Below are 25077 nucleotides of genomic sequence, written 5' to 3'. Positions count from 1 at the left end.
CCGACGGGAAGGCTGGCAAGGGACTCCATGATGCGCTGGGAATACCGCACGACGCCGCTGATCATCCACAACACGACCGCGATCCTCAACAACTTCGGTGACGAGGGTTGGGAACTCGTGCAGGTCGTCACCGGCCCGGAGGGCGGCCTGGTGGCCTACCTGAAGCGCCCCAAGGCCGACGCGTGACCGTCGCCGCCCGCCTCGACGAGCTCGGGCTGACCCTGCCCCCGGTCGCGGCTCCGGTCGCGGCGTACGTCCCGGCGGTGCTGAGCGGTCGGTGCGTGTACACGGCCGGGCAGCTGCCCTTCGTCGACGGTGCGCTGCCCGTGACGGGCAAGGTCGGTGCCACGGTCGACGCGGACACCGCGACCGCCGAGGCGCGGACCGCCGCGCTCAACGCGCTCGCGGCCGTCGAGTCGGTCGCCGGCTCGCTCGACCGGGTCGCACGCGTCGTCAAGGTCACGGTCTTCGTCGCCTCCGACCCGACCTTCACCGGGCAGCCCGGGGTCGCGAACGGCGCGTCGACGCTCGTCGGCGAGGTCTTCGGCGACGCCGGTGTCCACGCGCGCAGCGCGGTGGGCGTCGCCGTGCTGCCGCTGGACGCGCCCGTCGAGGTCGAGCTGGTGGTGGAGCTCACCGACTGACGGACCGTCACCGACGCACGTCACGCGAGCCGCGCCTCCCGTCCGACCCGGTCGGGAGGCGCGGCTCGCGTCGTGCGGGCTACATGAGTTCCGCGATGGTCGCCATGATCGTCGGGTCGGCCAGCGTGGTCGTGTCGCCGATGCGGCGGCCTTCGGCCGCGTCGCGGAGGAGGCGACGCATGATCTTGCCGGAGCGGGTCTTCGGCAGTTCCGGCACGATCACCACCTGGCGCGGCTTCGCGATCGCACCGATCCGCTGGCCGACCCAGTTCCGGAGCTCCGCGGCCGTCGCGTCGCGGTCGACGCCCTCTGCCGCCTCGGCGGTGAGGATGACGAACGCGACGACGGCCTGCCCGGTGGTCTCGTCCGCCGCACCGACGACCGCGGCCTCGGCGACGCCCTCGTGCCCGACCAGGGCGGACTCGATCTCGGCCGTCGAGAGCCGGTGGCCGGACACGTTCATGACGTCGTCGACGCGGCCCTGCACCCAGATGTCGCCCTGTCCGTCGAGTCGCGCGCCGTCGCCGGCGAAGTAGCGACCGGGGAAGCGGCTCCAGTACGTCTCGACGAAGCGGTCCGGGTCGTTCCAGATGCCGCGCGCCATCGACGGCCACGGGTCGGTGATCGTCAGGTAGCCGCTCTCGCCCGGTTCGGCGCGGTGGCCGTCCTCGTCGACGATCTCGGCGGTGATGCCCGGGAGGGGGGTCTGCGCCGCCCCCGGCTTGAGCTTCGTCACGCCGGGGAGCGCGGAGATCATGATCGCGCCGGTCTCGGTCTGCCACCAGGTGTCCACGATCGGGGTGCGGTCGTGGCCGATGACCTGCCGGTACCACTGCCAGGCCTCGGGGTTGATCGGCTCGCCGACGCTGCCGAGCAGACGCAGGGTCTCGAGGCTGCGGGCCTCCGGGATCTGGCGGCCGGCCTTCATCGCGGCGCGCACCGCGGTCGGCGCGGTGTAGAGGACCGTGACGCCGTAGGCGTCGACGAGGTCCCACCAGCGGCCGGGCTGCGGCTCGTCCGGCGTGCCCTCGTAGAGCACCTGCGTGACGCCGTTCGCGAGCGGGCCGTAGACGACGTAGGTGTGCCCGGTGATCCAGCCGATGTCGGCCGTGCACCAGTAGACGTCCTTCTCCGGGTGCATGTCGAAGACGTTCTTGTGCGTGTACGCGGCCTGCGTCAGGTAGCCGCCGGAGGTGTGCACGATGCCCTTCGGCTTCCCGGTCGTGCCCGAGGTGTAGAGGATGAAGAGCGGCGTCTCGGCCGGGAAGGCCTCGGGCTCGTGCTGCTCCGATGCCTTCGCGAGCTCGTCGTGCCACCACAGGTCGCGGTCGTTCCAGGCGATCTCGTTCTCGCCGCGCCGGACGACGAGCACGTGCTCGACGCTGTCCGTGCCCTCGCCCTCGAGGGCCTCGTCCACCGCGGGCTTGAGGGGTGAGACCGCGCCGCGGCGCCAGCCGCCGTCGGCGGTGACGACGAGCTTCGCGCCGGCGTCCTCGATGCGGGCACGGAGGCTCTCCGCGCTGAACCCGCCGAACACGACGGAGTGCACGGCGCCGATCCGGGCGACGGCGAGCATCGTGACCACGGCCTCGGGGATCAGGGGGAGGTACACCACGACGCGGTCGCCGCGCCCGACGCCGAGCGACTCGAGCATGTTGGCGGCGCGCTGCACGTCCGCGGTCAGCTCGGCGTAGGTGATGGTGCGGGTGTCCCCGCGTGCGCCCTCGAAGTGGATCGCCACCCGGTCGCCGAGACCGGCGCGGACGTGGCGGTCGAGGCAGTTCTCGGCCACGTTGAGGGTGCCGTCGGCGAACCACTTCGCGAAGGGGGCGTCCGACCAGTCGAGGGTCTGGGTGAACGGCGTCCGCCAGTCGAGCAGGGTGCGGGACTGCTCCGCCCAGAACGCCTCACGGTCGGCACGCGCGGCGTCGTGCAGGTCCTCGTGCGCGATCGCGTCGGCCACGAACTCGGGCGAGGGCGGGAAGGTCTCCTCCGCGCCGTCGTGCCGGGAGTCGGTCTGGGTCGGGGTGGACATCGGTGTCCTTTCGCGTCGTTGCGGCGGAGGCGGTGGCGGTGGCCCGTCGGGCGATCGGCCGGTCGTCGGGTGGGCGGTCGGCGGTCGCTCGGCGGTCGTCGGGCGGTCGCTCGGCGGTCGTCGGGCGGTCGCTCGGCGGTCGTCGTGCAGTCGGAGACTACCCCCGGGTCACCCCTCCCGCGGGACCCGTGACGCGGTGCACACCCGCACCCCGCGGGCGGGCCTCGAACGGGCTGCTCGACTTCGCGTCCGGGACTTGTCAACGAGCACCCGTGATGGGGTACAGTTGATCCTGCCGGACTCGTTTCCGGTGGCAACGGCTCGGATTCCCCCCAATCCACCGATGTCCAGGCGGCACCAGTTCCCCCCAACCGGTGCCGCCTCTTCTGTTCTCCGGGCACGTGGCCCGTCGAGGCCGTCGTGCGCACACCTGTCGGTGGCGCAGATCGGCATGGAATCGGGGAACGGTGGACAGGTCTGTCCATGCTTGCGCATCGACCCCCTCCCCGTCCCCGTTCCGGCTCGGATCGGCTTGCGCGACGGGTGTCGTCGACTGTTCGGCGCCAGGCACCGCGCACGCTCCGAGGCCTCCCGCAACACTGAGCGGGGTACGGGTTTGTGGAACGGGGGACAAAACCTCCCGTTGCTCAGGAGGAAATCAACTGTCCACAGCTGCGCACGGGCCATCGCTGACGCGCTGCAGGCGCTCGTACGGTCGCCGACATGCACCGTCACCGGGCCGACACGCCCTTCCTCCCCGGCGTCCGCGCGGCCACCAGACGCCGCGGCATCGCCGCCGCCGAGTTCGAGGAGCTCGCCGGACTCGTCGGTGACGCCGACGTCACCGACGTGCTCGTCGTCGGTGGCCTCGGGACCTGGATCGACCGCGGTCGCGGGCTGGAACGGCGGGGCCCTGACCTGCCGGAGCAGCGTGTCCGTGAGCTCGCCGCGGCGCTCGTGGCCCGCGGCGGGCGGCACGTCGACGAGACCACGCCGTGCGTCGACGTCCGGCACGGCGACGGCATCCGCGTCCACGTGGTGCTCGCGCCGGTGTCGGTCGGCGGGACCGCACTGTCCGTCCGGCTGCCGCGGTCCGCGCCGCCGTCGCTGGCAGACCTCGAGCGCAGCGGGGCCTTCGAGGTGGTCCCGCGTTCCGTGCTCGAGGACGCCGTCGTCGCGAGGCGCAACCTGCTCGTCACCGGAGCGACCGGCAGCGGGAAGACCACACTGCTCGCCGCGGTGCTCGGGGCCGTCCCGCACGCCGAACGGATCGTCACGGTCGAGGACGTCGCCGAACTCCGCATCCACCACCCGCACGTCGTCGCACTCGAAGCCCGACAGCCCAACGCGGAGGGTGTCGGGGGGATCGACCTCGGACGGCTCGTGCGCGAGGCACTGCGCATGCGGCCCGACCGGCTCGTCGTGGGGGAGTGCCGCGGCGCCGAGGTGCGGGACCTGCTCGCGGCGCTCAACACCGGCCACGAGGGCGGTGCCGGGACCGTGCACGCCAACGGCCTCGCCGAGGTCCCGGCACGGCTCGAGGCGCTCGGGGTGCTCGCCGGCCTGGGGCCCGAGGCGCTTGCACGGCAGGCGGAGAGCGCGGTCCACCTCGTGGTGCACCTGGAGCGCCGGAACGGGGTGCGGCGGGTCGCCGGCGTCGGTGCGCTGGGGACCGGGCCGGACGGGAGGCTCGAGGTGCGTCCGGTGGGCGGGATGCGACCGTGAGGTGGCGGGGCGCTCGACGTGCGTCCGGTGGGCGGGCTGCGTTCGCGAGGTGGCGAGGCGCAGCGCGCGGCACCTCCGGCTCGTTCGCGGGCGGAGCGGCGTCCGGCCCCGGCGCGGTGGGCGTGAGCCCCGGTCCGTGCGTGGCGGTGGCCGGGACCGGACGCGCACGATCGTGCGCCGGCGGTGGCCCTCCGGCGCGCCTCCACGGTGCCGCAGCGGCGCGGCTGCTCGACCAGGTCGCATCCCTGGTGTCCGCTGGACTGCCGCCGCCGCGCGCGTGGGAACTCGTCGGTGGGTTCCCCGACGTCGGAGCCCCCGGTGTCGGCGACCCTGACGCGCCCGACCGCGCCTGGCGGGACGTCGCTGCCGTGCTCCGTGTCGCCGAGCGCGTCGGTGCGCCCTCGGCCGTCACGCTCCGGGCGCTCGCCGGGGCCCTGCGCCGCTCCGCCGCCGCCGACCGTGCCGTCCGGGTCGCGCTCGCCGGCCCGAGGCAGAGCGCCAGGGTCGTCCTCGCCCTCCCGCTCTTCGGGCTGGCGCTGGGGAGTGCATGGGGTGTCGGCGCGATCGAGGTGCTCGTCAGCACGCCGGTCGGATGGGGCTGCTCCCTCGCCGCAGCGCTCCTCGTCGCCGTGGCGCGTCGGTGGACCAGGGCGCTCGTGCGATCGGCCACGCCGGACGGGCGGGTGCCCGGGGTCCTGCTCGACGCGTGGGCCGTCGCCGTGACGGGCGGCGGCTCGTGGGCGTCCGGGGGCGCGGCGGTCGAGGCGGCCTTCGCCGATCGACCCCCGACCGACGCCGACCCGGCCGACGAGGGTGCGCGCCTCCGCGAGGTGCTCTCGCTCGCCCAGCGCGCCGGCGTGCCGGCCGCTGCGCTGCTCCGCGCCGCGGCGGAGGACGTGCGCGACGAGGCGGCGGCTGCCGGGCTCGCGGCGGCGGAACGGCTCGCGGTGCGACTCGTCCTGCCGCTCGGCGTCTGCGTCCTCCCGGCCTTCGTGCTCGTCGGGGTCGTGCCCGTGGTCGTCGGGGTCCTCTCCTCCACCACCGCCGGTCTCGGATGACCCGTCCACAGATGCCGTCGGCGGGCAGCCTGCGGCGAGGGGGATCGCGACGCTGGAGTCACACCGACAGAGAGGAACCGATCATGACCGACCAGACCACGACGACCGACGGAACGCTGCCGACGACGGAGCAGCACCGGACGGACTGCGCTCGCACGCGGAACGCGGTCGTCGCACGACTGCGCGACGACCGCGGATCGGCGACCGCCGAGTACGCCGTCGTCATCCTCGCGGCGGTCGCGTTCGCCGGCGTGCTCGTCGCGGTGATGCGATCGGGTGAGGTCCAGACCGTGCTCTCGGAGCTCGTCCGTGGTGCGCTCTCGCTCTGACGGGGTGGACGGCCACGACGGGGAACGCGGCAGCGTGACGGTCGAGTTCGCCCTCGTGCTCCCCGTCGTCGCCCTCGTGCTCACCGCCCTCGTCGCGGCCGTCCTCGTGGTCGACGGCGTCGGACGGCTGCAGCTCACGGCGGCCACGGCCGCACGCGCACTCGGGCGCGGCGATCACGACGCGGCCCGCGCCGCGGTCGCCGGAGCGGGCGCGGACGTGGTCCTCGCCGTGCGACACCGTCCCGGCATGGTCTGCGCCGAGGTGTCCGCCGTGGGGACCGGTCCCTTCGCGGTCGTGCCCCGGCGGGCGACCGCCTGCGCGGGGGAGGACGGCCGGTGACGGGTGACGACCGCACCCAGCGAGGCGACGCGCGAGACGGCGGGAGCGCCACGGTCGTCATGGCCGCCGTGCTCGGGGTCGCGGTGCTGCTCGTGACCGCCGCGCTCGCCGCGGCCGGAGCGCGGGCCGCCACCGTGCGGGCGCAGGGCGCTGCCGACGCGTCCGCGGTGGCTGCGGCGGCCGCACTCAACGGTCTGCTCCCGGGCGAGGCCTGCGCGGTCGCCGACCGTCTCGCACGGGCGAACGGCGTGTCCCTGACGGCCTGCACCACCGCTGCCTCGTGCGCCAGGGTGCGCGTCGTGGTCGGTCGCGCACCGTTCGCCGTCGGCGCAGCCGCGGTCGCCGGTCCCGCGGACGACCAGCACGAACACTATGTGTATGGTGTGCACGTCGGCCCCGGTCATCGATGTCCAGGTCGATCCGGACGCACGAGTGGTCCCGGGCCGACGAGCACCATCGATCAAGGAGACACGTGCCAGGCACGAAGAAGCTCGTGATCGTCGAGAGCCCGGCGAAGGCGAAGACGATCGCGCAATACCTCGGTGACGGATACGAGGTCCAGGCCTCGGTAGGACACATCCGTGACCTCGTCGAGCCGAAGAACCTCCCGGCTGAGCTCAAGAAGGGCTCGCTGGGCAAGTTCTCGGTGGACGTCGACAACGGCTTCGAGCCCTACTACGTCGTGTCCGACGCGAAGAAGAAGACGGTCTCCGAGCTCAAGCGAGCACTCAAGGACGCCGACGAGCTCTACCTCGCAACTGATGAGGACCGCGAGGGCGAGGCCATCGCGTGGCACCTGCTCCAGGTCCTCAAGCCGAAGGTGCCCGTCAAGCGGATGGTGTTCCACGAGATCACGAAGGAGGCCATCCAGCGCGCGCAGGAGGCCACCCGTGAACTCGACACCGCCCTCGTCGACGCCCAGGAGACCCGGCGCATCCTCGACCGCCTCTACGGGTACGAGGTCTCCCCGGTCCTCTGGCGGAAGGTCGGCCCCGGCCTCTCCGCCGGCCGCGTGCAGTCGGCGGCGACCCGGCTCGTGGTCGACCGTGAACGCGAGCGCCTGGCGTTCGTCTCCGCCAACTACTGGGACCTCAGCGCCCGGTTCGAGAAGGCGGGCGACTCGGCGTTCGGCGCCCGTCTCGCACGGATCGGCGGCACCCGTGTCGCCTCCGGTCGTGACTTCGACGACCGCGGCGCGCTGAAGGGCGAAGCCGTCCGTCTCGACGAGGCCTCGGCCGCGTCCCTGACGGGCGTGCTCGAACGTGCCGGTGACGCCGTCGTCCGCAGCGTCGACTCGAAGCCGTACACGCGCCGGCCCGCGGCACCGTTCACGACCTCCACGTTGCAGCAGGAGGCCGCCCGCAAGCTCCGCTTCTCGGCGCGCCAGACCATGAGCGTCGCGCAGTCGCTCTACGAGAACGGCCACATCACGTACATGCGGACCGACTCGGCCTCGCTCTCGCAGCAGGCCCTGACGGCGGCACGGAAGCAGGCCGCGGCGCTCTACGGTCCCGAGACGGTGCCGGACAAGCCGCGCTCCTACGCCGGCAAGAGCAAGAACGCGCAGGAGGCGCACGAGGCGATCCGTCCCGCCGGCGACACCTTCCGCACCCCGTCCGAGATGAACGGTGTGCTCCGCGGCAACGACTGGAAGCTCTACGACCTCATCTGGAAGCGCACGGTCGCCTCGCAGATGGCGGACGCCAAGGGCTCGACGGCGTCGGTCGTCCTCGGCCTGACCTCGACCGAGTCGGTCGAGGGACTCGCGGTGACGGCGAACGGCACGGACGCCGAGTTCACCGCGTCCGGCACGGTGATCACGTTCCGCGGCTTCCTCAACGCGTACGAGGAAGGCCGCGACGAGGACCGCCACGAGGGCGGCGGCGACGGCTCCGGCGACGCCAAGCTCCCGCAGATGACCGAGGGTGACCACCTCGGTGTCAGCGACGTCGAGGCCAAGGGCCACGACACCTCTGCTCCGCCGCGGTACACCGAGGCCAGCCTGGTGAAGACGCTCGAGGAGCTCGGCATCGGCCGGCCGTCGACGTACGCGGCGATCATCTCGACGATCATGGACCGCGGGTACGTCACCCAGCGCGGCAGTGCCCTCGTGCCGAACTGGATCGCGTTCAGCGTGGTCCGGCTCCTCGAGGACCACTTCGCCGACCTCGTGCAGTACGACTTCACGGCCGGCATGGAAGAGGACCTCGACCGGATCGCGAGCGGCGAGGCCGACCGCATCGACTGGCTCAAGGGCTTCTACTTCGGCGGCGGCGACCACCGCGGTCTCCGGACCGTCATCGACAACCTCGGCGAGATCGACGCGCGTGACATCAACTCGGTCGAGCTCTCGCCCGGTCTGACCCTCCGTATCGGCCGCTACGGCCCGTACATCGAGGTGCCGAGCGACGACCCGGAGAAGCCGCGGCGCGTCAACGTGCCCGAGGACCTCGCACCCGACGAGCTGACTGCCGAGAAGGCGCGCGAGCTCGTTGAGGCACCCGTCGTCGGCGACCGCGTGGTCGGCATCAACCCGGAGACCGGCAAGGAGGTCCTCGCGAAGGACGGCCGGTTCGGTCCCTACGTCACCGAGCGCACCCCCGAGCCCGAGCCGCAGGTCGACCAGGCCACCGGCGAGGTCCTCGAGGCGGCGGCGACGCCGGCTGCCGAGACCACGGCGACGGCGGCGGACGACGCCGGGGTGACGGGCGCCACGAAGGGCACGACGGCGAAGAAGGCCCCGGCCAAGAAGACCACGAAGAAGGCTGCTGCGCCCAAGGAGCGCACCGCGTCGCTCTTCAAGTCGATGGATCCGCAGACCGTGGACCTCGAGACCGCGCTCAAGCTGCTCGACCTGCCCCGCGTCGTCGGGAACGACCCGGAGTCCGGCGAGGAGATCACGGCGCAGAACGGTCGCTACGGCCCGTACATCAAGAAGGGCACGGACACCCGGACGCTGCCGAGCGAGGACGCGATCTTCGACGTCGATCTCCCCGGCGCGATCGAGCTGTTCGCCCAGCCGAAGTACGGCGGACGTCGAGCCGCGAGCGCCGCGCTCAAGGAGTTCGACGCCGACCCGGTCTCCGGCAAGCCGATCAAGATGAAGGACGGCCGGTTCGGTCCGTACGTCACCGACGGTGAGACGAACGCGACGATCCCGCGTGGCGAGGACATCGAGACCGTCGACCATGCGCGCGCCGTGCAGCTCATCGCCGACAAGCGCGCCAAGGGCCCGGTGAAGAAGAAGGCTCCGGCGCGGAAGGCGCCGGCCAAGAAGAAGTGACCGGTCGGTTCTTCACGCTCGAGGGCGGCGACGGAGCGGGCAAGACCACGCAGGCCGAGCTCTTGACGGCCTGGCTGACCGAGCACGGCCGCACCGTGGTGCGGACCCGCGAGCCCGGGGGCACCGACCTCGGGGTGCGGATCCGCGACATCGTGTTGCACGAGCGCGGGCACGTCGCTCCGCGCGCCGAGGCCCTGCTCTACGCAGCAGATCGCGCGCACCACGTCGAGACGCTCGTGCGTCCGGCGCTCGACCGTGGCGAGGTCGTCCTGCAGGACCGCTACATCGACTCGTCGGTCGCCTACCAGGGCGTCGCGCGGGGTCTCGGGGCCGAGCACGTGCGCCAGGTGTCGGACTGGGCAGCTGGGGGCCTCGTCCCCGACCTCACGATCCTGCTCGACCTCGACGTCACGGTCGGTCGCGCCCGGGTCGCTGCGGCGCGCGGCGACACCTTCGACCGCCTCGAAGCCGAGGCCGAGGCCTTCCACGAGACCGTCCGCCGGGCGTTCCTCGACATGGCGGCCGCCGAACCGGACCGCTTCCTCGTCGTCGACGCCGCAGCCTCGACCGACGAGGTCCAGCGAGTGATCCGTGCCGCCGTCGGTCCGCTCGTCGGCGTCGCGTCGGCATGACGGTGGCGGCTGACAGGATGGCGGCATGAGCGTCTGGGACGGCCTGACCGGGCAGGAAGAGGCGGTCGCGTCCCTCCGGAACGCGGCCGAGGCGCCCGACGGCACCGGCGGGATGACACATTCGTGGCTCATCACCGGCCCGCCGGGGTCCGGTCGGTCGAACGTCGCCACGGCGTTCGCGGCGGCCCTCGTCGGCTCCGGCCCGGACGACGACCACACGCTGCGGCAGATCACCGCACGGACCCACCCGGACGTCTCGGTCCTCACCACGCAGCGCGTCATCATCACGATCGACGAGATCCGGCAGCTCGTGACGTCGTCGCACTACTCTCCCTCGGTCGGGCGCTACCGCGTCGTGATCATCGAGGACGCCGACCGGATGACCGAACGCACGTCGAACCTGCTCCTCAAGGCGCTCGAGGAACCGCCGGAGCGCACCGTGTGGATCCTCTGCGCCCCGAGCGAGGCCGACCTGCTGCCGACGATCCGGTCCCGCGTCCGCTCGGTGCGCCTCCGCGTCCCGGGCATCGAGTCGGTCGCCGACCTGCTCGTCGCCCGCACCGGCGTCGACCGGGCGCTCGCGATGGACGCCGCACGCCAGGCGCAGAGCCACATCGGCATGGCACAGCGGCTCGCCACGAGCGAGGACGCCCGCGACCGCCGACGCCGGACCCTCACGACCGTGCTCGGCGTGCAGACCGTCGGCGACGCGGTGATGGCCGCAGCGGAACTGCTGGCCGTCGCCGACGAGGACGCCAAGGCCATCACCCAGCAGCGCGATGCCGAGGAACGCGATGCTGCCCTCCGTTCCCTCGGGATCGAGCCGGGCGGCACGATCCCGCCGGCGCTCCGCTCTCAGCTCCGCGCGCTCGAGGACGACCAGAAGCGTCGCGCGACCCGCAGTCTGCGCGACGGTCTCGACCGCATCCTCGTCGACATCGCCTCGCTCTACCGTGACCTCCTGCTGCTGGGCCTCGGGGCACCCGCAGAGCCGGTGAACCTGTCGATGCGGGACCACCTCGATCGTGCCCTGCAGACGGTGCCGCCGGCCGCGGCGCTCGAGGTCCTCGACGCCGTGGCGCTCGCGCGGCAGCGGATCGCCGCGAACGTCGCGGCGCTCCTCGCCCTCGAGGCGCTCCTCGTCACGGTGGCGCGCGCATCGCGCTGACCCGGTCCCTGCCGGACGGCAGGAACGGTGCCAGTCGGCACCGCGCCTCCAGACCGTGGGTCTGTCGGACGGGAGGAACGGTGTCAGCCGGCACCGCGCCTCCAGACCGTGGGTCCGTCGGACGGGAGGAACGGTGTCAGCCGGCACCGCGCCTCCAGTCCGCAGACGGCCGTGGGACAATCCACGCATGTCCGACGCAGCACCCGGCCTGCGCGAGCGCAAGCGCCGCGCCACCCGACTCGCCATCCAGCAGGCAGCGCTGCGCATCGCGATCGAGGACGGCCTGCAGGCGGTCACCATCGACGAGGTCTCCCGCCGGGCCGACGTGTCGCCGCGCACCTTCTTCAACTACTTCCCGAGCAAGGAAGCGGCGATCCTCGGCGACGATCCGACGCTGCCGGACGACGAGCACCTCGCGGCGTTCGTCGCCGGCGGCCCCTCGGGAGACCTGCTCGGCGACCTCGGCGCGCTGCTCGTGCACTCGACACGGGAACTCATCGAGGAGCGCGCTCTGATCGAGGAGCGGCAGCAGGTGCTGCGCTCCGCGCCGGAGTTGTTCAGCCGTCGCATGGAGTCGATGAAGGAGTTCCAGGCGTCGATCGAGCGGGCGGTGGTCGCTCGGCTCGGGGAGCACGGCGAGCCCGCGGACGCCGAGGTGCGTCGCCGACGCGCGCGACTGGCATCGATGGTGGCTCTGGCGACCCTCCGGCACGCGTGGTGGGAGTGGTCGGAGTCGGGAGCGGACGGGCACCTGGTGGATGAGTTGGAACGCTCGTTCGGCGAGCTCGGTGTGCTGGTTTCGCGTTCGTTGGTGTGAACCTGTATAGTCGTTTCTCGTGCCGCTCCGGCCTTCCGGAGCGTCCGCCGCCTTAGCTCAGTCGGTAGAGCGATTCACTCGTAATGAATAGGTCGTCGGTTCGATTCCGACAGGCGGCTCCGAAACCCCCTTGTTCCCCCGGGAACAAGGGGGTTCTTCGTTGTCCCCAGCCCTCCCTGTTGCAGCCCGATCCACTCGTATTCTGGTATATCGTGGTCGCATCGGAACGGAGAGGGGCGATCGTGGGGGACCTGACCATCGACCTGTCGGTGATGCACGCCGTGTCGTCACAGGTGAAGGACGCCGAAGCCGAGTTCGCTTCGGAACGGGCGCTGTCGGCGGCGGACAGTGGGGCGTTCGGCGCCGACGTGGTCGCGACGGCGTTCCGCGCGGCGGCAGCGGCGCTCGACGCGATGGTCCGCTCGCTCGGGCAGAACGCGGCCGCGTTGAGCGAGTACGTGATCGAGGCGGCGTCGACCATCAGCCAGATCGACGCGGGCCTGGCACGGAGCGTGCAGTGACCACCGACCCGACCGTGGGGGACCCAGCCGGGGTCCGCGGCGTCGCACGCCTGCTCGAGCGGCACGCCGATGCGGTCCGCACCGGAGCACGACACGTGGTCGGTGCTGCGGAGACCGCGTCCACCGGGTGGGCGGGGAAGGCGCAGGGGCAGTTCCTCGCCGTCGCCGCGACCGTCCCGTCGTGTGCGCAGCGCGTCGCATCGCGGCTCGAGGCCGGAGCCACCGCACTGCGCGAGTACGCACGTGAGGTCCAGCAGATCCAGGACGAAGCCGACCGGCTACGGCGGGCGCAGCAGGCCGCCGACGACGACGCCGCTGCGAACGAGCGGGCGATCCGCGAGGTGTCGGAGACGGTGCAGTCCGCGGATGGCGTCGAGGCCGACACGGTCCGGTTGCACCAGTTGCAGAACGGCGCGGCCGGGATCGCGGGGCTGCAGGGCCGGCTGGACGCGCAGTGGGAGGAACTGGTCGCCCGGCGTGCTGCTGCGGACCGGCGGGCGGCGTCGGCACTCGAGGAGCCGGCGGTGGTCGGGAACCTGCGGTCCACAGCGGCGATCACGGCGATGAGCGACGAACGGTTCCTGGCGTGGCTCAGCACGTTGGACGAGGAGACCGTCGCCGCGGCTGTCGACGACCCGAACGTCGGCATCCGTCTCGCAGGCATGGACGCGACGGCTGTCGCTGCCTGGTGGAAGAACCTGCTGCGAGGGTCGAAGGACGCGCTGATCGCTGCGCTGCCGACGGTGATCGGCAACCTCGACGGTGTCGCGTACACGGACCGCGGGAAGGCGAACTGCCGGACGGTCGATCGAGCGTACCGACGCATCGAGCGGCGCACAGCAGAGCTCATCGGGATCGTGCATCGCGGTGGATCGCTCTCGGCTGCGCAGCGCGCCGAGCTGGAGACGCTGGCCGACCGGAAGCGCGCGATCGAAGCGATCCGCGCGACGATGGCGGACTCGACCGCGGATCAGCCGTACACGATCATCTCGCTGACACTCGGACGTCCGCCGCTCGCCGCGATCGCCGTGGGGGACTTGGACACGGCGACGCGAGTGACGACTGCCGTACCGGGGATGGGCACGACGGTCGAGGATGGCCTCCGGAGCTGGGCCGGAGCGGGTGCGAACCTCCGCGAGGCTCAGTTCGCGGCAGCGACGACGCTCGGCGTCGACCGGAACGTGGCGACGGTCGCGTGGGTGGGCTACGACACACCGGAGATGCCGCCACAGCTCGAGGTGATGTCGTCGGCCAAGGCGAAGGCCGGCGCCGTGCGGCTCGAGGCGTTCCTCGCAGGCGTCTCCGCCACCCGCGGGTGGCGGGCGGGGGACCACCTGTCGTTGGTCGGGCACTCGTACGGAACGACGACGGCGACGCTGGCGGCAGCGAAGACACCGGTCGACAACCTGACGTTGCTCGCGTCGGCGGGGGTCGACCGCTCGGTGCCGGACGTCTCTGCGCTGCACGTGCCGCCGGGGCACACCTGGGCGAGCCAGGCGAAGGACGACCTCGTCGCGAACATCGGGCGAGGGGTCGTCGAGGCGCAGGGTCCGTCGGGCGGCGGCCCCCAGCCCGAGCTCCGATGGGGGAACCGCTCGTGGGTGACGGCGCTCCCGAGTGAGCACCCGCTCAATCCGGGCAGTGTGCGCTGGGGCGCGCGGACGTTCTCCTCGGAGGACCAGACGGTCGACGGCGTGCACTACGACGGGTCGGACGGCCACGGAGCGACGCCTGCGACCGAGGCACTCGAGAACGGTCGCGCCGTCGAACAGCACGGGTACCTCGACCGTGGGACGTCGTCGCTCCGGAGCACCGCGTACACGAGCCTCGGCTACATGCCGGATGGGAAGCTGATCCCGTGAGACGACAGCGGAAGTGGCCGGCCGGTGTCGTGGCTGTTGCCGCACTCGTGCTCACCGGCTGCGCGTCGAACGGACACGGACAGGAGGAGAGCACGATGATCGAACACGCTGGAGCCTCAGCGCGGGACGAGTGGGACCACCTCAGCGCTCTGGTCGCGCAGACGCAGGCGATCATCGGCGGTACATGGCAACCCGTGGACTCGAGCGCGCGTGCCTGCGGAGACGGCGGAGCGCAATGGGGCCTCACCCGGGCCGGGCGGGGGACGTCGGTCGACGAACGAGACGTTCTCGTTCAGCAGGTCGAGCGGCTGTGGAGGACGAACGGCTGGACCCCTGAGCGGACTGCGATCGGGGGTGACGCTCCGGGCACGCAACTCCGCTTCCCCGCGGCCGGGGTGGACGACCGCGGGTTCTTCATCGAGTTGGGGTCGACCCGGCACGGTACTGCGATCCAGGCGCAGACGCCCTGCGCACCCGGGGACGTCGATCAGCTCAACGCCGAGCAGTACGCCTACGAGCACTCGCCCGGCGTCGAGCGGCCGCCGGGCCCCACGGACGGCTGAGCGGCCACCGTCCCCGGCAGCCGCTCAGTCATCCGACCCCGATCAGGGCAGGTAGTAGGTCGGGTTCGGCAGCTTGACGCTCCGGTCCGCCGAACCGCCGATCAGGTCGCTGTACTGGTCGCCGAAGTTGGCGACCACGTCGTACCGGCCGCCGGCGCGCGACTCGATGTGCGCACGGGTCTGCGACTTGTACTCGATCGTCGTGCACTTGGCGGCTGCGCAGGTGACGTACGACGGCTGCTGCGAGGCACCGACGCCGGTCCACTTCGTGTAGTAGGTCTGCGTGCCGTGCTTCGTGGCGCTGAACTGCGGGTAGCCGACCTCGTTGAGGTTGGCGATGGTCGCGGTCTTCTGGTCGTCGTTCCGACCGGTGAGCCCGATGACCGTGCAGCCGGAGCGCTCGGCGACGGACACGAGCGAGGTCATCGACGGGGTGGCGGGGAAGCGCTCGTCCTGCACCCACTCGTCCTGCAGCGTGGGGTCGAAGACGAAGTGCATGTCCGCGACCTCCATGTCGTAGGTCCAGAGCGTCGTGTCGTCGGCGTCGAGCACGATCGCGGGGTTGCGGTGCTGGCGGCTGGCGACGGCGCACTGGGCGGCGACGACGGGGGCCTGGCGGGCGACGATCGAGCGCATCTCGCGGATGTAGGGCGAGTCGGTCGTGTTCGCGATGCCCGTGCCGGGGTCGCCGTAGTAGGTCGCGATGGTCTTCTTGACGGAGTCGATGTTCGGGATGCCCTCGCCGCTCTGCGTCGCGCCGGAGGAGCCGTCGGCCGCCATCGTGAAGTGCGTGCGCGGGGCGAGCCGGGGCTCGTCGACGCCGGGCAGGTCGGCGGAGGGGAGGTAGTAGGTGGGGTTCGGGAGCTTCACCGAACGGTCGGCGTACCCGCCCTGCAGGTCGCTCCACTGGTCGCCGATGTTGAGCGCGATGTCGTAGCCGAGGTCCTGCTCGATGTGCTTGCGCGTGAGGGCCTTGTACTCGACGGTGGTGCACTTCGCGGTGGCGCAGGTGATGTACGACGGCTGCTGCGAGGCGCCGACGCCGGTCCACTTCGTGAAGAAGCGGTCTTCGGTGAACGCGGTGTAGCCGACCTTCGACAGGTTCTGCACGGTCGCGGTCTTCTGGTCGTCGTTGCGGCCGGTGAGACCGAAGATCGTGAAGCCCATCGCCTGGGCGCGGTCCACGAAGCCGACCATCGAGGGGGTGGCGGCGAAGCGCTCGTCCTGCACCCACTCGTCCTGGCGGGCGGGGTCGAAGACGAAGTGCATGTCCGCGACCTCCATGTCGTAGGTCCAGAGCGTGGTGTCGTCGGCGTCGAGCACGATCGCCGGCTTCTCGCCACGTCGGACGGCGGCGTCGTGGATGCGCTGCAGGCCGGCGCTCTGGCGGGCGACGATGCCCCGCATCTCACGGATGTAGGGCGAGTCGGTCGTGTTCGCGATGCCGGTCCCGGGGTCGCCGTAGTAGGTCGCGATGGTCTTCTTGACCGAGTCGATGTTGGGGATGCCCTCGCCGCCCTGCGTCGTCCCCGAGGAGCCGTCGGCCGCCATCGTGAACCGGGTCCGCGGTGTGAGTCCGGCGTCGGCGCCGTGTCCGTGGCCCGGCTGCGTCCAGCCGTGGCCGGGTGCGCCGTGGTCGGGGGAGCCCCAGCCGTGGGCGGCCGCCGGGCTGGTGCCGACGAGGGTGGTCGTGAGGACGATCGCCGCGCTCGTGGCGACGACGGAGAGGACGGATCGGCGCATGGAGACCTGATCACCTTCGACTCGGGGGACGACCCTCGATCAGGGGTCGAGCAGCACGCTAGCTGGCAACGAGCCGTGAAGTCCACACCGGAGTGCTGTGGGGAGGCGCCGGAGCGTCGGGTCGGTGCGCTGGTACACAGGGAGCATGACGGTTCGCTGGGGAGTCATCGGCACGGGCGGCATCGCACGCTCCTTCGTGGGCGACTGCGCCGCCGCGGGGATCGAGTTCGTCGCGGTCGGCAGCCGCACCGCCGAGGCAGCACGGGCCTTCGCGGACGAGTTCGGGATCCCCACGGCGCACGGCTCGTACGAGGACCTCGTGTCCGACGAGCAGGTCGACGCGGTCTACGTCGCGACGCCGCACTCCCGGCACGCGGCGGACGCGCTGCTCGCCATCGACGCGGGCAAGCACGTGCTCGTCGAGAAGGCGTTCACGATCACGGCTGCCGAGGCCAGGACGGTCGTGGACGCCGCCCGGCGCGCGGACGTCGCGGTGATGGAGGCCATGTGGACGCGCTTCCTGCCGCAGATGGCGATGATCCGCGAGCTCCTGGCCGAGGGGCGCATCGGCCGGCCGCGCGTCGTCGAGGCGACCCACCACCAGGCGCTGCCGTCCGACCCCGGACACCGGCTGAACGACCCCGCGCTCGGTGGCGGCGCGCTCCTCGACCTCGGCGTCTACCCGGTGTCGTTCGCGGTCGACGTGCTCGGTGCCCCGACGGACGTCGTCGCGGCCGGCACGCTGAGCGACCAGGGCGTCGACACCCAGATGGGCCTGGTGCTGACGCACGAGGGCGGCGCGCAGTCACTCCTGCACTTCGCCCTCGACGTCCGGAGTCCGAACACGGCGTCGATCGTCGGCGAGGACGGCCGGATCGACCTCGACGGCACCTGGTACACGCCGACGACCTGGCGCCTGCGCGACCGCGACGGGGCGGTGGTCGAGGAGTTCGACGGTCGCGAGGAACTGACCGGTTACGCGCACGAAGCTCGGGCCTTCGAGGCCATGGTCACGTCGGGCAACCACGAGGGCGGTCCGATGGACCCCGAGGAGACCATCGCGATCATGGCGCTGATGGACGAGGCGCGTCGGCAGGTCGGCGTCCGGTACACGGCGGATGCGGAAGACGGTCTGGAGGCTCCTCCCGCAGTTCCGTAGGCTGGTCACCGATGTCCGACCAGCAGCCCGCACCGCGCGGCGTCCCGGCCCGCGTCCGCGACGCGGTCGCGTCCGCCCGTGCCTCCGTCAGCCGCCGCCCCGTCCCGTGGATCGCGGGCGGCCTCGCCGCCGTGCTCGTCCTCGGCTCCGGCGGCGCCGTCGCGGTCGCTGCGGCCACGATGCCCGACCCGCGGTCGTCCGAACCGGCGGTCGCGCAGAGCGCTGCTCCCACGTCGACGTCCACGCCGACCCGTTCGGCCACCCCCACGCCGACCCCGACCCCCACGGCACGCGCCGTCCCCGACGACGTCGCCGGCCCCTCCGCACTGCGGGCCTGCACGATCACGTCGGCCGCCTCGGCCGCCGGGCTCGGCGCCTTCGAGGGGTACGTGATGAACGCGAAGACCGGCGAGGTGCTGTTCTCGCGCAACGGCGACGAGCCCGCGCAGACCGGCAGCGTGATGAAGACGTTGACGACGGCCACGGCGCTCGCGGTCCTCGGCGGTGACCACCGCATCCCGACGACGGTCACGCGCGAGGCAGGCGGCACGATCGCCCTCGTCGGGCACGGTGACGCCACGCTCTCGGCGGGCGGCGCCACGGTCTACCCCGGTGCACCGACCCTGGCGCAGCTCGCGCAGCAGGTGAAGGCGAAGCTCGGATCGACCCCGGTCACGACGATCGTCACCGACGACAGCTACTGGAGCGACGCCGACGCGTGGGACCCGACCTGGCCGGAGAGCGAGCGGACGATCGGGTACCAGCCCCGGGTGACCGCCCTCATGGTCGACGGCGACCGCGCGAACCCCGGGGCGGCGACGTCCCCGCGCTCCACCGACCCGGTGGGACGCGCGGGCTCGCTGTTCCGGACCGCACTCGCGAACGCCGGCGTGGCGGGTGCCGCGAACGCGCAGCTCGTCAAGCGCCCCACGACGAGCACCGACACGATCGCCTCGGTGTCGTCGCAGCCGGTCTCGACGCTCATCGGGCAGATGATCCCGAACTCGGACAACACCCTCGCCGAGATGCTCGCGCGGGTCTCGTCGCGGGAGTCCGGCGCGAACGGGTCCGCCGCGTCGCTGACCGGGGTGTACCAGTCGGCGCTCCGGTCGTACGGAGTGGACCCGTCGGGCATCGTCATCCGCGACGGCTCGGGCGAGAGCGCGTCGAACGCCGTCTCGCCGAACTTCGTCGCGCACCTGATGGTGCAGGTCGCCTCCGGGGCGAAGGGCCTCGGCACGCTCGCGAACGCGCTGCCGGTCTCCGGGCAGTCCGGCACGCTCGCGAGCCGCTTCACCGGAGCGAACGCCGTCGCGCGTGGCAAGGTGCACGCGAAGACGGGGTGGATCGACAGCGCGAACACCCTCGGTGGGTACATCGACGCCGCGGACGGCTCCCGGCTGACCTTCGCGTTCTACGCCATCGGTTCCTCCCGCGCGGCGGCCCTGCCCGCGCTCGACCGCGTGACGGCCGCCACCTACTCGTGCGGGAGCAAGCTCACCGGGTCCTGAGCCGCCGGGTGTTGGATGGCCCCATGGCCAGGGCACTGCTCGTCGTCGACGTCCAGAACGACTTCACCGAGGGGGGCGCGCTCCCCGTGACCGGCGGTGCCGCGATCGCGAAGCGCATCTCCGCGTTCCTCTCGCGGCACGCCGACGAGTACGACCTGATCGTCGCTTCGCGGGACTGGCACCACGGCGACGACGACAACGGCGGTCACTTCGCCGGCCCGGGCGGACCGGACTTCGTCGACACCTGGCCGGTGCACTGCGTCGCCGACACGCCGGGTGCGGCGTACCACCCGGACCTCGACACGAGCGTCATCGACGTGGACGTGTTCAAGGGCCAGGGACGGCCGGACTACTCGGCGTTCCAAGCGGCGACGGAGGACGGTACGCCGTTGCCCGAGCTGCTGGCCGAGCGACGGGTCGTGACGGTCGACGTGGTCGGCCTCGCGACGGACCACTGTGTCCGCGCCTCTGCGCTCGACGCCCGGGCCGCGGGCTTCGACGTCGCGGTCTACGAGGACCTGGTGGCCGGCGTCGACGACGAGCGGAGCGCCGAGGCGCTCGACGAGATCCGGGCGGTCGGCGGGCACGTCGACCGCAGCGACATGGACGAGGGGCTCGCGAACCCCGGAGGAGCAGTACTGTGACCGACGCGGACACCACGACGACCGACACGGACGCAACGACGACCGACACGGAGGCCACGACGGCCGACACCACGAGGACCGGCACCACGACGACGGTCGCCGACGAGCACGTCCGCGTCGAGGGCGTCCCCACCGGCCTCTTCATCGGCGGCACGTGGCGTGCGGCCTCCGGCGGTACGACCTTCCCGGTCCGCGACCCGTCCACGGGCGAGGTCCTCGCCGAGGTCGCCGACGCCACACCCGAGGACGGCATGGCTGCGCTCGACGCCGCGGTCGCCGCGCAGGACGACTGGGCGGCGACCGCACCCCGCGAGCGGTCGGACATCCTGCGCCGAGCGTTCGACCTGGCGCACGAGCACGCGGACGACCTCGCCGCCCTGATGACGCTCGAGATGGGCAAGCCCCTCGCCGAGGCTCGCGGCGAGGTCGTGTACGGCGCCGAGTTCCTGCGCTGGTTCTCGGAGGAGGCCGTCCGGATCTCCGGCGACTACCGGACCAACCCGGAGGGCACCGGTCGCGGGATCGTGCTGAAGCGTCCGGTCGGACCGGTGTACGCGATCACGCCGTGGAACTTCCCCCTCGCGATGGCCACCCGCAAGGTCGGGCCGGCACTTGCTGCCGGGTGCACGGTCGTGCTCAAGCCCGCCGACCTCACCCCGCTGACGACGCTCTTCCTCGCCGAGCTGTTCCGTCGTGCGGGGCTGCCGGACGGCGTGCTCAACGTCGTGCCGTCCCGCGACGCGAAGGGGCTGTCCGAGCCGATGCTCGCCGACCGACGACTCCGGAAGCTGACCTTCACGGGGTCGACCCCCGTGGGTTCGGCGCTGCTCAAGCAGGCAGCCGACAACGTCCTCAAGACGAGCATGGAGCTCGGCGGCAACGCCCCGCTGCTGGTGTTCGACGACGCCGACCTCGACACGGCCGTGACCGCCGCGATGCAGGCCAAGTTCCGGAACGTCGGCGAGGCCTGCACCGCCGCGAACAGGTTCTTCGTGCAGGAGGGCATCGCCGACGCCTTCGCGGCGGCGCTCACCGCGAAGGTCGACGCCCTCCGCGTCGGCCGGGGGAGCGAGGACGGCACCACTCTCGGCCCGCTCATCGACGACCGAGCGGTCGACAAGGCGGCGCGGCTCGTCGACGACGCGGTCGAGCGCGGTGCACGCCTCGTCACGGGTGGCGAGCGGGTCGATCGGCCGGGCACGTTCTACGCGCCGACCGTGCTCGACGGTGTGCAGCCCGGGTCGGACATCCTCACCACCGAGATCTTCGGGCCCGTGGTGTCGATCACCCGGTTCACCACCGAGGAGGAGGGCATCCGGCTCGCGAACGACACCGAGTACGGCCTCGTCGCCTACGCCTTCACGACGGACTTCCGTCGCGGGCAGCGGCTCGCGGAGCGACTCGAGACGGGCATGCTCGGGCTGAACACGGGTGTGGTGTCGAACGCGGCGTTCCCGTTCGGCGGCGTGAAGGCGTCCGGGCTGGGCCGCGAGGGGTCGCACGCGGGCATCGAGGAGTACCTGGAGACCGTGTACGTCCTGACGCCGGACCCGTTCGCCGCCTGACCTGCGGGGGCGGGCGTCAGACCAGGAGCTGGTGCTTCGCCAGGTCGCGGTAGAGCGGCGTCGACTCGACGAGTTCCGAGTGGGTCCCGACCCCGACGACCCGCCCGTGCTCGAGCACGACGATGACGTCCGAGTCCACCACGGTGGACAGTCGGTGTGCGATGACGAGCAGGGTGCGGTCCTCGGCGACGGCGTCGATCGCCAGTCGCATCTTCTGCTCGTTCACGCCGTCCAGCGACGAGGTCGATTCGTCGAGCAGGAGGATCGGGGGAGCGGCGAGCAGGGCCCGGGCGATCGCGAGCCGCTGCCGCTCGCCGCCGGAGAGCATCACGCCGTCCTCGCCGACCTGGGCGTCGAGGCCGCGGGGGTCGCGGTGCAGGACCTCGCCGAGGTTGACCGCCTCGAGCACCCGGACGCAGTCCTGCTCGGAGGCGTCCGGCGACCCGAGGAGCAGGTTCGCGCGGATCGTGCCGGCGAGCACGGGGGCGTCCTGCTCGACGTACCCGATCTGGGCGCGCAGGGCGTCGCGGTCGAGGCCGCGGATGTCGACACCGCCGAGCCGGATCACGCCGTCGGTCGGGTCGTAGAACCGCTCGATGAGCGCCAGGGTCGTCGACTTGCCGGCACCCGAGGGGCCGACGAGCGCGACGCGCGAGCCGCGCGGGACGCGGAACGACACGTCCTGCAGCACCACGTCGGGGGCGGAGGCGGTGTCGGCGACCGGCACCGCGCCTCCCGTCCCCGGCGTGGCGTCGGACGCGACGGCGCCGTCGGGGCCGGCCGCGTCGGCGGACCGCGCGTAGCGGAACGAGACGTGCTCGAAGGCGATCGCGTCGTCGCTCTCGACCGCGGCGGCGGTGCGGACCGCAGCGTCGTCCTGCGCCTCGGTCGGCAGGTGCAGGATCTCCTCGATGCGACCCAGCGCGCCGAGCGCCTGCGCGACCGCGACCGCGGCGCCCATCGCCTGGCCGAGCGGCATGATCATCATGAAGAGCAGCAGGATGAACGTGATGAGGGTCGCGATGGTGATCGTGCCCGCGGCGACCTGTGCCCCGCCGACGCCGAGGACGGCGATGAACGCGACCTGCATGACGATGCTCGCGACCGGCACGACGAACGCCGACATCTTGGCGATGTCGAGGCCGCGGCGGTAGGCCTCGGTCGCGTGGCCGTCGACCTCTCGCACCTCGCGCTCGGTGGCGCCCGCGGCGCGGATGGTGCGGACGGCGCCGATGCCGCGCTCGACCGCCGCGGTGAGGTCGCCGACCTTCTCCTGCGCTCGCTTCGACGCGATGCGGATGCGGCGACTGAGGCCGCCGACGACGACGATCGCGACGAGCACGATGACGACGGTGATGCCGAGGAGCAGCGGATCGATGATCGCCATCGCGACGATCGCCCCGACGAAGGTGAGCGCCCCGCCGATCGACTCGATGAGGCCCTGCGTCAGCACCGCGCGGAGGAGCGTCGTGTCGCTGCCGACCCGGGAGACGAGGTCGCCGGTGCGGCGGGTGTCGAACTCCGAGATGGGGAGGTTGAGGATGCGCGCGATGAGCTTGCGGCGGGTGGAGAGCACGACGCCTTCGCCCGCTCGCTGGAGCAGGAAGTGCTGGATGCCGTTGAGCAGGCCGGAGACGATGACGAGCCCGACCAGGACCCAGACGAGGGTGTCCAGGGTGTTGCCGTGCTGCACCGCGGTGACGACCTGGTTGACGAGGAGCGGCTGCGCGAGCGACGCCCCGGCCCCGAGGATGCTCAGGACGATGATGACGGCCATCGCCGGCTTGTTCTCGAACAGGTAGCTCAGCAGCCGACCGAAGCTGGCACGGGGTCCGTCGGTCTTCTTGGGGCGCGCGAAGGGGAGGCTCATCGTTCCTGGTTCCTGCCGCCCGTGCGGGGAGTGCTGGCGGCCGGGGACCAGTCTCGCACCGTCCGGTGGTCGCGCGCTGCGCGGCCGGGGCGGGCTGTGGACGGACGCCCGGACGGACCGGAGGCGCGGTGCCGGCTGGCACCGCGCCTCCAGGGCACGCAGGTGGTCGCGGCTACGCGCGCGCGTCCACCGGGCGCGCGTCCGGCTCGCCGGCGGTGTCCGCCGCGTCGAGCGCGGCGGTCCGGGTCTCCCGCACGAACAGGAGCGCGACGAGGGTCACCACGGCGGCGATCGTCAGGTAGAGGCCGACGAGGAAGATGTTCCCGTCCGGCTTCCACAGGGCGAGCGCGATCGTCGGCGCGAGCGAGGCGCCGAGGATCGACGCGACGTTGTACGCGATCGCCGAGCCGGTGTAGCGCACGTTCGTCGGGAAGAGCTCCGGCAGGAGCGCACCCATCGGCCCGAACGTGAGGCCCATCAGCGACAGGCCGACGATGAGGAACGTCACGACGGTGAGCGGACCGGTCGACGCGGCGAACCACAGCTGGAACGTCAGGCCGAAGAGCGCGATGCCGATCGTGGTCGGGATGAGGGTGCGTCGCCGGCCGTACTTGTCGGCCAGGAAGCCCGCGATCGGGGTGAAGATGCCGAAGAACACGACCCCGATCATCAGCAGCGTGAGGAACTCGCCACGGGAGTAGCCGAGGCCGATCTTCGGGACGAGCGGACCCGCCTCGGCGCCGGTGGTGCCGTACGACAGGGTGAACGTCGTCATGAAGTAGAAGAGCACGTAGGTCGCGACCATGCCGAACGTGCCGACGATGACGGCCCGCCACGACGTGCGGAACACCCGGCCGAGCGGGACCTTGGCGACGGAGCCGGACTCCTGCACGCCGCGGAACACCGGGGACTCGACGAGCTTGAAGCGCACGTAGAGCCCGATGATCACGAGCACGGCGGAGAGCAGGAAGGGGATGCGCCAGCCCCACGCCTGGAAGTCGGCGTTCGGGGTGCCGTCCGCACCGGCGGGCATCGCGGCGTTGATCGCGATGAAGAGGCCGTTGGCGAGCAGGAAGCCGATCGGGGCACCGAGCTGCGGCATCGAGCCGAAGACGCCGCGCTTGCCGGCGGGGGCGTTCTCGGTCGCGAGCAGGGCAGCGCCGGACCACTCGCCGCCGAGGCCGACGCCCTGGGCGAAGCGCATCACCGCGAGGAGCACGGGTGCCCAGATGCCGATGGAGGAAAAGGTCGGCAGGCAGCCGATGAGGAACGTCGCCGTGCCCATCACGAGCAGGCTCGCGACGAGGGTGGTCTTGCGGCCGACCCGGTCACCGAAGTGCCCGAAGACGATCGACCCGACGGGCCGGGCGAAGAAGGCCAGCGCGAAGGTGACGAAGGACGACAGCTGCGAGGCCGTCGGGTCCTCGTTCGGGAAGAACAGCGTCGGGAAGACGAGGACGGCGGCCGTCGCGTAGACGTAGAAGTCGTAGAACTCGATCGACGTGCCCACCAGGCTGGCGATCACCACGCGGGAGCGCGGGTTGCCGGGGGTCGTGGCGGTCGGTCGTGGTGCGGGTGCCGGTGCGGCGGACATGTGTCGGTGGTCTC

Annotated in this window: 22 protein-coding genes and 1 tRNA gene; 19 read left to right on the top strand and 4 right to left on the bottom strand. The window is 72.2% G+C overall.

The genetic code is table 11. The features are described from left to right. The first annotated feature begins 27 nt into the window (after window positions 1-27). Window positions 28-186: a Sp36 family protein gene (gene sp36 / locus ACY3FI_RS10915; protein ID WP_189319560.1), complete on the top strand. Its 159-nt coding sequence runs from the start codon at window positions 28-30 to the stop codon at window positions 184-186. After that, the gene (locus ACY3FI_RS10910; protein WP_462547559.1) at window positions 183-644 is read left to right on the top strand and encodes a RidA family protein; all 462 of its coding nucleotides are present in this window, start codon (window positions 183-185) and stop codon (window positions 642-644) included. Before sp36 ends, ACY3FI_RS10910 begins: the two co-directional genes overlap by 4 nt. A 79-nt stretch (window positions 645-723) precedes the next feature. On the opposite strand, the gene acs is transcribed toward ACY3FI_RS10910, so the two are convergent. Further along, window positions 724-2679, bottom strand: coding sequence for an acetate--CoA ligase (acs, locus tag ACY3FI_RS10905; RefSeq protein ID WP_462547558.1), 1956 nt, complete (start codon window positions 2677-2679; stop codon window positions 724-726). A gap of 723 nt (window positions 2680-3402) precedes the next feature. Between acs and ACY3FI_RS10900 the strand changes: the two genes are divergently transcribed. The 13 genes from ACY3FI_RS10900 to ACY3FI_RS10840 all read left to right on the top strand — a co-directional run bounded on the left by ACY3FI_RS10900 (window position 3403) and on the right by ACY3FI_RS10840 (window position 14977). Continuing rightward, a complete protein-coding gene (locus tag ACY3FI_RS10900) occupies window positions 3403-4404 on the top strand; it encodes a TadA family conjugal transfer-associated ATPase (RefSeq protein WP_462547556.1) in 1002 nt (333 codons plus the stop codon). Window positions 4405-4652: 248 nt separating this feature from the next. Next, complete coding sequence (locus ACY3FI_RS10895; protein ID WP_462547555.1) at window positions 4653-5462, top strand: type II secretion system F family protein; 810 nt, start codon at window positions 4653-4655, stop codon at window positions 5460-5462. A gap of 83 nt (window positions 5463-5545) precedes the next feature. After that, entirely contained in the window at window positions 5546-5791 is a 246-nt protein-coding gene (locus tag ACY3FI_RS10890; RefSeq protein WP_462547554.1) for a DUF4244 domain-containing protein, read from the top strand. A gap of 34 nt (window positions 5792-5825) precedes the next feature. After that, complete coding sequence (locus ACY3FI_RS10885) at window positions 5826-6131, top strand: hypothetical protein (RefSeq protein ID WP_462547553.1); 306 nt, start codon at window positions 5826-5828, stop codon at window positions 6129-6131. Then, the gene (locus ACY3FI_RS10880) at window positions 6128-6628 is read left to right on the top strand and encodes an Rv3654c family TadE-like protein (RefSeq protein WP_462547552.1); all 501 of its coding nucleotides are present in this window, start codon (window positions 6128-6130) and stop codon (window positions 6626-6628) included. The genes ACY3FI_RS10885 and ACY3FI_RS10880 overlap by 4 nt, the downstream gene beginning before the upstream one ends. Then, the gene (gene topA / locus ACY3FI_RS10875) at window positions 6604-9414 is read left to right on the top strand and encodes a type I DNA topoisomerase (RefSeq protein WP_462547551.1); all 2811 of its coding nucleotides are present in this window, start codon (window positions 6604-6606) and stop codon (window positions 9412-9414) included. The genes ACY3FI_RS10880 and topA overlap by 25 nt, the downstream gene beginning before the upstream one ends. After that, on the top strand, window positions 9411-10046 hold the full coding sequence (gene tmk / locus ACY3FI_RS10870) for a dTMP kinase (RefSeq protein WP_462547550.1): 636 nt from the start codon (window positions 9411-9413) through the stop codon (window positions 10044-10046). The genes topA and tmk overlap by 4 nt, the downstream gene beginning before the upstream one ends. A 25-nt stretch (window positions 10047-10071) precedes the next feature. Next, complete coding sequence (locus tag ACY3FI_RS10865; protein WP_462547549.1) at window positions 10072-11214, top strand: DNA polymerase III subunit delta'; 1143 nt, start codon at window positions 10072-10074, stop codon at window positions 11212-11214. Between the two features lie 187 nt (window positions 11215-11401). Next, a complete protein-coding gene (locus ACY3FI_RS10860; RefSeq protein WP_462547548.1) occupies window positions 11402-12031 on the top strand; it encodes a TetR/AcrR family transcriptional regulator in 630 nt (209 codons plus the stop codon). Window positions 12032-12077: 46 nt separating this feature from the next. Then, window positions 12078-12150, top strand: a tRNA-Thr gene (locus ACY3FI_RS10855). Window positions 12151-12273: 123 nt separating this feature from the next. Beyond that, complete coding sequence (locus ACY3FI_RS10850; protein WP_462547547.1) at window positions 12274-12552, top strand: hypothetical protein; 279 nt, start codon at window positions 12274-12276, stop codon at window positions 12550-12552. Continuing rightward, a complete protein-coding gene (locus ACY3FI_RS10845; RefSeq protein ID WP_462547546.1) occupies window positions 12549-14414 on the top strand; it encodes an alpha/beta hydrolase in 1866 nt (621 codons plus the stop codon). Before ACY3FI_RS10850 ends, ACY3FI_RS10845 begins: the two co-directional genes overlap by 4 nt. A 95-nt stretch (window positions 14415-14509) precedes the next feature. Further along, window positions 14510-14977 (top strand): hypothetical protein, encoded by a 468-nt coding sequence (locus ACY3FI_RS10840; protein WP_462547545.1) that lies wholly within the window; start codon window positions 14510-14512, stop codon window positions 14975-14977. A gap of 42 nt (window positions 14978-15019) precedes the next feature. On the opposite strand, the gene ACY3FI_RS10835 is transcribed toward ACY3FI_RS10840, so the two are convergent. Then, on the bottom strand, window positions 15020-16720 hold the full coding sequence (locus ACY3FI_RS10835; RefSeq protein ID WP_462547544.1) for an HAD family acid phosphatase: 1701 nt from the start codon (window positions 16718-16720) through the stop codon (window positions 15020-15022). Window positions 16721-16865: 145 nt separating this feature from the next. Here ACY3FI_RS10835 and ACY3FI_RS10830 point away from each other — a divergent pair, with 145 nt between their 5' ends. The 4 genes from ACY3FI_RS10830 to ACY3FI_RS10815 all read left to right on the top strand — a co-directional run bounded on the left by ACY3FI_RS10830 (window position 16866) and on the right by ACY3FI_RS10815 (window position 21599). Beyond that, on the top strand, window positions 16866-17879 hold the full coding sequence (locus ACY3FI_RS10830; RefSeq protein WP_462547543.1) for a Gfo/Idh/MocA family protein: 1014 nt from the start codon (window positions 16866-16868) through the stop codon (window positions 17877-17879). Between the two features lie 11 nt (window positions 17880-17890). Further along, on the top strand, window positions 17891-19390 hold the full coding sequence (dacB, locus tag ACY3FI_RS10825; protein WP_462547542.1) for a D-alanyl-D-alanine carboxypeptidase/D-alanyl-D-alanine endopeptidase: 1500 nt from the start codon (window positions 17891-17893) through the stop codon (window positions 19388-19390). A 23-nt stretch (window positions 19391-19413) separates the two neighbouring features. Then, on the top strand, window positions 19414-20034 hold the full coding sequence (locus ACY3FI_RS10820) for an isochorismatase family protein (protein WP_462547541.1): 621 nt from the start codon (window positions 19414-19416) through the stop codon (window positions 20032-20034). Window positions 20035-20177: 143 nt separating this feature from the next. Further along, window positions 20178-21599 (top strand): NAD-dependent succinate-semialdehyde dehydrogenase, encoded by a 1422-nt coding sequence (locus ACY3FI_RS10815; RefSeq protein ID WP_462550347.1) that lies wholly within the window; start codon window positions 20178-20180, stop codon window positions 21597-21599. A gap of 16 nt (window positions 21600-21615) precedes the next feature. Here the strand turns inward: ACY3FI_RS10815 and ACY3FI_RS10810 are convergent, their stop codons facing one another. Continuing rightward, window positions 21616-23469 carry an ABC transporter ATP-binding protein gene (locus ACY3FI_RS10810; protein ID WP_462547540.1) on the bottom strand — a complete coding sequence of 618 codons (1854 nt, stop codon included), beginning with the start codon at window positions 23467-23469 and terminating at the stop codon, window positions 21616-21618. Between the two features lie 172 nt (window positions 23470-23641). Continuing rightward, the gene (locus ACY3FI_RS10805; RefSeq protein ID WP_462547539.1) at window positions 23642-25063 is read right to left on the bottom strand and encodes an MFS transporter; all 1422 of its coding nucleotides are present in this window, start codon (window positions 25061-25063) and stop codon (window positions 23642-23644) included. Between the last annotated feature and the right edge of the window lie 14 nt (window positions 25064-25077).

Source organism: Curtobacterium sp. RM9, assembly GCF_054956955.1.
This window is presented reverse-complemented; position numbering and strand designations above follow the sequence as displayed.

Excerpts from the sequence above, each read along its gene's own strand:
- sp36 (WP_189319560.1), top strand. The coding sequence starts at position 28 with ATGATGCGCTGGGAATACCGCACGACGCCGCTGATCATCCACAACACG.
- acs (WP_462547558.1), bottom strand. The coding sequence starts at position 2,679 with ATGTCCACCCCGACCCAGACCGACTCCCGGCACGACGGCGCGGAGGAG.
- ACY3FI_RS10900 (WP_462547556.1), top strand. The coding sequence starts at position 3,403 with ATGCACCGTCACCGGGCCGACACGCCCTTCCTCCCCGGCGTCCGCGCG.
- ACY3FI_RS10890 (WP_462547554.1), top strand. The coding sequence starts at position 5,546 with ATGACCGACCAGACCACGACGACCGACGGAACGCTGCCGACGACGGAG.
- ACY3FI_RS10865 (WP_462547549.1), top strand. The coding sequence starts at position 10,072 with ATGAGCGTCTGGGACGGCCTGACCGGGCAGGAAGAGGCGGTCGCGTCC.
- ACY3FI_RS10860 (WP_462547548.1), top strand. The coding sequence starts at position 11,402 with ATGTCCGACGCAGCACCCGGCCTGCGCGAGCGCAAGCGCCGCGCCACC.
- ACY3FI_RS10840 (WP_462547545.1), top strand. The coding sequence starts at position 14,510 with ATGATCGAACACGCTGGAGCCTCAGCGCGGGACGAGTGGGACCACCTC.
- ACY3FI_RS10835 (WP_462547544.1), bottom strand. The coding sequence starts at position 16,720 with ATGCGCCGATCCGTCCTCTCCGTCGTCGCCACGAGCGCGGCGATCGTC.
- ACY3FI_RS10830 (WP_462547543.1), top strand. The coding sequence starts at position 16,866 with ATGACGGTTCGCTGGGGAGTCATCGGCACGGGCGGCATCGCACGCTCC.
- dacB (WP_462547542.1), top strand. The coding sequence starts at position 17,891 with ATGTCCGACCAGCAGCCCGCACCGCGCGGCGTCCCGGCCCGCGTCCGC.
- ACY3FI_RS10820 (WP_462547541.1), top strand. The coding sequence starts at position 19,414 with ATGGCCAGGGCACTGCTCGTCGTCGACGTCCAGAACGACTTCACCGAG.
- ACY3FI_RS10810 (WP_462547540.1), bottom strand. The coding sequence starts at position 23,469 with ATGAGCCTCCCCTTCGCGCGCCCCAAGAAGACCGACGGACCCCGTGCC.
- ACY3FI_RS10805 (WP_462547539.1), bottom strand. The coding sequence starts at position 25,063 with ATGTCCGCCGCACCGGCACCCGCACCACGACCGACCGCCACGACCCCC.